Origin of the sequence: Altericroceibacterium xinjiangense, from assembly GCF_003958635.1 — a bacterium.
Classification (GTDB): Bacteria; Pseudomonadota; Alphaproteobacteria; order Sphingomonadales; family Sphingomonadaceae; genus Altericroceibacterium_A; species Altericroceibacterium_A xinjiangense.
In genome coordinates, this window is the sequence record NZ_RSEK01000043.1 from 1 (window position 1) to 5,776 (window position 5,776).

Genomic DNA, 5,776 nt, shown 5'->3' on the forward strand with positions numbered 1-5,776 from the left:
TGGACTCCAAGGTCGAGTTCTTGGCGGTGGACCTACCGACCGCAAACCGTCTTACCCTGCACATCATGGCGGCATTCGCAGAACACGAACGCGAGATGATTTCCGCCCGGACGAAGGCCGCATTGGCGATCCGTAAGGCGCAGGGGGTAAAGCTGGGCAACAGAACCAATCTTGCCGAAGCACAAGCGAAGGGTGGCGCGGCTATCAAGCGCGAGGCCGACGCGTTCGCCGCCAATGTCATGCCGGTAATCGCACAGATTAGGCGGGCCGGGGCGACCAGCTACAACGCGATTGCCAAGGCTTTAAATGAGCGTGGCGTCAAAACTGCACGCGGGGGAGAATGGGCAGCCGCAACCGTTCGCAACATCATGCTCCGCGCGCCTGATCTGGCAAAAGCCGCGTGAAACGGTTTGCCTACAGCTTGGTGGCATTCCTCCTCACTCTGCCAGCTCCAGCTATCTCACAGGATGCAAACACCTTCGGAACAGGGAACACATTCCTAAGCCATTGCGGCGATGAGCTGCGCGACGAATGCGTAATCTACTCGGTAGGGGTATGGCATGGCGCAATGACCATGACCTCCCTCGTTGAGCCTATCGTGTGCTTTCCATCGGGGGTTACCGGAGGGCAGCTCTTTAGGGTTGGGATCAACTTCATGCGGGACAACCCAGACAAAGGGCACTGGAAGCCAGCAGAGCTGCTTGTCATGTCATGGGCGGAGGCGTTCCCCTGCCAGCCTGGACAAAAGCCTTGAGCCAGGACCGCGATAACAACCCCCGAACGCTTTTCGAGGCGTTGCCCCCGAACGTTCTGGCGCTGGCAAAGGAAGCTGATCGTTCCGTTAAGGCCGGGAATCCTGACTATCTCCCCGCTGTCCTGTGCCAGGTAGGTTTGCCCCGTTCCCCTACTGAGGGCCGAACGTTCGAGCGCACCAGCGGTAACGTTTCGCTGCAGGTCGAGGCCGGGAAGGCATGGGACGGCAAGTCATGGCAGCCCCTACCGCTCCCCTATGGTGTCCGCCCCCGACTGGCGCTCGTCCATATCGCTACCGAGGCAATCCGCACGAATAGCCGCACCGTGGACGTAGGCAGCAGCGTGAACGCGTTTTTGACCGAGTTGGGCCTGGACAACGGCGGCAAAGCCTATCGGCAAATGCGGCAGCAAATGACCGCACTGGCAGCCTGCACCCTACGGCTGGGCCGCGTAGAAACGCGGAATATCGGGGGGCAGGACAGGGATTTTGCCATCACCTTGGACGCTAAGCCCTTCCGGCAATTCGAGGCCTGGATTGATAGCAGCGGCAACCAGCCGAGCCTGTGGCCTACCGAGGTTGAGCTGACCCAAGAGTTCTTTGAGAGCATTCGGGAAACCGCGGTTCCGTTAGAGCATCGGGCACTTGCCCAGCTGTCTCATTCCGCGCTGGCACTGGACCTATACACGTGGCTGGCCCACCGTCTGCATCGCGTCCGCAGGGGTGGAAGCCGGATTAGCTGGGCAGCTCTGCAAGAGCAGTTCGGGACTGAATATCGCGACAGGAAGGACTTCAAACGGCAGTTCCGCAAGCGCCTACGGGAAACCTTGGCAGCCTATTCCGCTGCCAAGGTTGAGGAAGTGGAGGGCGGCATAATGTTGCACGCATCCCCGCCCCCGATCCCGCGGACAAGGGCCGCTATCCGCAAACTACCCAAGACTTCCAAGCCCAAAGCCTAATTCGGACTCCGCCCCCCCACAGGTTCGGACTCCGCTCCCCCAAAGGTTCGGACTCCACCCCCCCCCATCTACCGATAGATTCTCCGATAGATTCTCCTGTAGCGGCTAGGCTTGTCGGAACGCGTAAGCGACACTAGCATCAAAAAATGCTACACTCGACATCTGCGTTCGAGAAACGTTCACGGCAGAACCGCAGGAACGCTGAGGGTATGGGCTTCCCCCTGCCGATAGGGGAGAAACCGGAACACTCTATATGAGTAAAAGGGCCGCCCCCCGCCCCTCCCCTCGGCACTGGAAGCACATTCCCCGTCTGAACCTCACGCTAGAACAGGTCCAAAATAATTGGGCCGCTCTGGGCTTTGCAGACCATCTAGAGCTTCGTCCTAACCTCACGCTAGACATCCACTTTGATCGAGGCGACCTGTTCGATCCTGTTAACCGAGCAAGCGGAAGTCTGCAGGCGTTTTTGAAGTCGGCGCGGCAGTGGATTGAACGAAAGGGCAGCAAGACAGCCTACATCTGGGTCTTAGAAAGTCGGGGCGATAGTGATGGCATCCATGCACATATCCTGATCCACGTTCCCCCGGCACTAACGAGGCGTTTCCACGACCTTCGGCCCCGATGGGCTCGTAAGGCAGGGTTGAACATGCAGATTGGCAAAGTCATCCACCGTGAGGATATGCCGACGCTGGAAGCTACCAAAGGCAAGCTCCAGTACATGTCAAAAGACCTGCACCCTAAGCATTGGCCGATCTTTCAAGCGGGCGGGCGCATCCACCTGCACGATTGCGGGAAGCCTAGTGACCAGCCCATCTATGGCAAGAAAGCAGGTGTTAGCAGGAATATCGACGCCAAAGCCCGTGCTAGCCATCAGCCAAACCACTAGGCCCCCCCTTGGCTGGCTTGCCAGGGGGACTTGGGGCACGCACCTGCCTGATATAACAGCTGGAAACAGGCGAGGAGGGGAGGCTAATCCTTAGCTGATCTCATACTGGGACCGATCGGCCTCAGCGGGAACACGCCAGCCAAATGGGCCATTCGTCCACCTAACTTCGGCCTGATGCGCCGGCAGTAAAATAGTGCGAGTTTTTGCCCGCAAGGACAGCGCAGGGCGCTAAACCGCACAGAACGCCATTCCCCCCCCACCAAAGGTGATACAGGCTCTGTATGGGCTTAATATCGCAATCTAGAGGCATATCGCATTATGCCTTCAGCTACATCAAACCACGCGGCGCGGAAAGGCAGGGTTTCTGATAGCCTTTACGCGCGAGAGCGGGAATTTTCCGAGCATCGCGCGTGCGCGCGCGCGGGAACGCGTCCAGCTGCCCCCTGATCTGGGCTATCGAAGCGAGAGCACTCGTGGGTAATCTACACAAATGAGGGCAACAAGATGGTTACGGCATCGGTGCAGATAGGGCTTTCGTGCCGGTCGTGCTCCTATTCCTCTCGCCCTTCGGTTGGTTCATCTATTGAGGGTTCCAGCCAAAGCCTTCGGAAGCTTAGCCCACCGCTCTATGACTTGATTTTCAGGAGCCGGGGAGGTCGTGGGGGCTCCCGCTCTCCGGCTACTCGGTTATTGCATCACGGGTATGCCTGGATGAGGGATGTGCATGAGAGCGGATACCTACTTTGTAGGCCTCTGGGTGCTCCCTCCTCCGAGCCGCTCATGGCTCCCGCTCGGGAGGCCATGTAGTCTCCCTCCCCCGGAATCTTCGACCTCCCGGTAAAACTTGCAAGCGGGCACTCTTCGCCCCATTTTCGGGTTCGAAAGCGAGACACGCCATGGGCACTACATCGAAAACTAAGGCCTCCGAAAGCCTGAAAACAAATGAGAGGAAGTGGTCCAAGGCGTTGATGGACGCAGGTTGGACAGCCCTTCCGAGCGTTATTATCGAAAACCAGAGGCAGCTGGATCTCAGCCCGCTCGATATGAACATTATCCTGTATCTGGCGAGCAAGTGGTGGACGGCAGAAGGGAAGCCCTTTCCTTCCAAAGGCACAATGGCAAAAGCCATGCAGGTGCATCCCCGCACGATCCAGAAGCATATCGCTTCTCTAGAAGCTGCTGGTTACATTCGCCGGGAAGAACGGCGAACGCCACAAGGCAGCAAAACAAACATCTATCACTTTGATGGTTTGATCGAAGCTGTCATGCCGTTTGCAGAGGAGAAGATCCAAGAGCTGCATGAAAAGAAAGAGCGGGAGCGGAACAAGCAGAACCGCCGTGGTGCACCGCGATTGCAGCTTGTCCACGATCAGGATGAAGAGGATTCCGAATAACGGGTTTGCGCCGTAGCTTAATGGATAGAGTTCCCGGTTTCTACGGGGTCGGAACGGTTGGCACCGCCGACTTACGGCCGGGAGGGTGCAGGTTCAAGTCCTGCCGGCGCTCCAACATCACTTCACCCATGGGATGAGAGAAACCCAGTCCCTTATGCGTTCGGTCAAGCTTAAGTAGGCTGAAATTGAACGGGGAACGCGTCCAGCCTACGCCCCGAAACGTTCGCCTATCCGTTCGCCCCGATCGCTTGCATAATGCCCGAACGCGTCGGAGGGGGGCGTTATGGACGGGGAAACGATACAACTAGGCTATCGGGAGCTTGCCGAGCGGCTGGGCATATCCGCCGACGCTGCACGCATGAAAGCCAAGAGGGCGGCCAAGAGAGGGCGCTGGCGCATCATCCCCGGCAATCACCCCAGCGACCGCGTGCTAGTCGAGCTTCCATTAGCGGACTTGAACGTTCCCGAACGCGTCGGAGGGGACGCCCCCAAACGCCCCAAGGGTGAACGGCAGGGGGGTGAACAACAGCCCGAACGCGCCACCGATCCCCTAATGCTGGATATGGTCCAGACGCTCCGTGATGCGAGCGCCCATATCGCACACCTGACTGAGCAGATGGGGGACGAAAAAGACGCGCATCGACAGACGGCAACCGAGCTTGGGGAGGCCAAAACGCGGGCGGCCATGCTATCGCGGGAAGTGGAGCGCCTGCAGATAGAGCGGGCCGATCTGGAGGCCAGGATAGATGATGGACGGGGAAGCCTTGAATGGGCAGCGGCGGAAATTGAGCGGCTGGAAACCAAATTAGCCAGTGCGCGGCGTTCATGGTGGCGGAGACTGATCGAACGATGACTAAGATGATGCAATGTCCTGGGAGTTTTTGATGGTCCGAGACTTCAGAAGAAGATTTGGCATTCCTGATGAGAGAAAGCCGCTTCCGCCCGAAGAAAAACCGTTCAGCCTGAGGCGGCTGACAAGACATCCCACAAACCAGTCACAAGATTTCGGTATATCTCTCAATGGTGTTGGAGCTAGTACAGACGAATGGACGTACCTAGATCTTGAGTTTGAAACCCTCAATGCTGCTTGGTTAGCCGCTTCCATCTTGACTAAACTTCTCCCCGCAGAAAGCACTCCATGGCTTTTCCCTGAGGAACAAGAACCGGTAATCGAAGTGATGGAGAGACATGCCGACGGATCAACTACCCTTTGCCCCTTCAACACCGACAGTCTTGACCGGTCCGTCACAGCTTGGATCGAAGCGCTGTTGGCGGCAAAGAAAGCAGTAGATGAAGCTGCTCAGCCTCTAACGGATGAGGAGTTCGATTTTTAGCTGAAGCTGTCGCCCCCCGATCTGCCTTGCTTTCCAGAACTGAAAATAGCTAAACGTTCGGATAGGCAATTTATGGACGCCATAAAGGACCGATCATGGCCGACGGGAAATTCATCGCCTATTACCGAGTAAGCACCGACCGGCAGGGCCGTTCAGGGCTGGGCCTGGAAGCGCAACGCGAGGCCGTAACCTGTTACTTGAATGGGGGTAACTGGCAGCTCCTAGACGAGTTCGTGGAGATCGAGAGCGGCAAGCGCGATGACAACCGCCCGGAGCTCGCCGCGGCGCTGGCAGCCTGTCGGAAGCACAAGGCCACGTTGGTTATCGCCAAGCTGGACCGTCTTGCCCGCAACGTCGCCTTCATTGCCAATCTCATGGACTCCAAGGTCGAGTTCTTGGCGGTGGACCTACCGACCGCAAACCGTCTTACCCTGCACATCATGGCGGCATTC

8 protein-coding genes and 1 tRNA gene are annotated in these 5,776 nt (G+C 57.8%); all 9 read left to right on the top strand.

Annotation, left to right across the window (positions count from 1 at the left end; genetic code table 11):
• The coding region (locus ELY13_RS14575; protein ID WP_164549845.1) for a recombinase family protein at positions 1-404 on the top strand (404 nt) is incomplete at its 5' end.
• A 20-nt stretch (positions 405-424) separates the two neighbouring features.
• The gene (locus tag ELY13_RS15760; RefSeq protein WP_420897437.1) at positions 425-754 is read left to right on the top strand and encodes a Rap1a/Tai family immunity protein; all 330 of its coding nucleotides are present in this window, start codon (positions 425-427) and stop codon (positions 752-754) included.
• Positions 751-1,710: a replication protein RepA gene (locus ELY13_RS14580; protein WP_164549846.1), complete on the top strand. Its 960-nt coding sequence runs from the start codon at positions 751-753 to the stop codon at positions 1,708-1,710. The genes ELY13_RS15760 and ELY13_RS14580 overlap by 4 nt, the downstream gene beginning before the upstream one ends.
• Before the next feature lie 253 nt (positions 1,711-1,963).
• A complete protein-coding gene (locus ELY13_RS14585) occupies positions 1,964-2,596 on the top strand; it encodes a rolling circle replication-associated protein (protein ID WP_126174614.1) in 633 nt (210 codons plus the stop codon).
• An 896-nt stretch (positions 2,597-3,492) separates the two neighbouring features.
• Entirely contained in the window at positions 3,493-3,990 is a 498-nt protein-coding gene (locus ELY13_RS14590) for a helix-turn-helix domain-containing protein (RefSeq protein WP_126174615.1), read from the top strand.
• 7 nt (positions 3,991-3,997) lie between these two features.
• A tRNA-OTHER gene (locus tag ELY13_RS15125) sits at positions 3,998-4,104 on the top strand.
• Positions 4,105-4,273: 169 nt separating this feature from the next.
• On the top strand, positions 4,274-4,843 hold the full coding sequence (locus ELY13_RS14595; RefSeq protein ID WP_126174616.1) for a hypothetical protein: 570 nt from the start codon (positions 4,274-4,276) through the stop codon (positions 4,841-4,843).
• A 31-nt stretch (positions 4,844-4,874) separates the two neighbouring features.
• Positions 4,875-5,324, top strand: a complete 450-nt coding sequence (locus tag ELY13_RS14600; protein ID WP_126174617.1) for a hypothetical protein — start codon at positions 4,875-4,877, stop codon at positions 5,322-5,324.
• 95 nt (positions 5,325-5,419) lie between these two features.
• Positions 5,420-5,776: recombinase family protein (locus ELY13_RS14605; protein WP_164549847.1), on the top strand; the 357-nt coding region annotated here is incomplete at its 3' end.

Coding starts and splice junctions, on each gene's coding strand:
- ELY13_RS14585 (WP_126174614.1), top strand. CDS start 1,964: ATGAGTAAAAGGGCCGCCCCCCGCCCCTCCCCTCGGCACTGGAAGCAC.
- ELY13_RS14590 (WP_126174615.1), top strand. CDS start 3,493: ATGGGCACTACATCGAAAACTAAGGCCTCCGAAAGCCTGAAAACAAAT.
- ELY13_RS14595 (WP_126174616.1), top strand. CDS start 4,274: ATGGACGGGGAAACGATACAACTAGGCTATCGGGAGCTTGCCGAGCGG.
- ELY13_RS14600 (WP_126174617.1), top strand. CDS start 4,875: ATGGTCCGAGACTTCAGAAGAAGATTTGGCATTCCTGATGAGAGAAAG.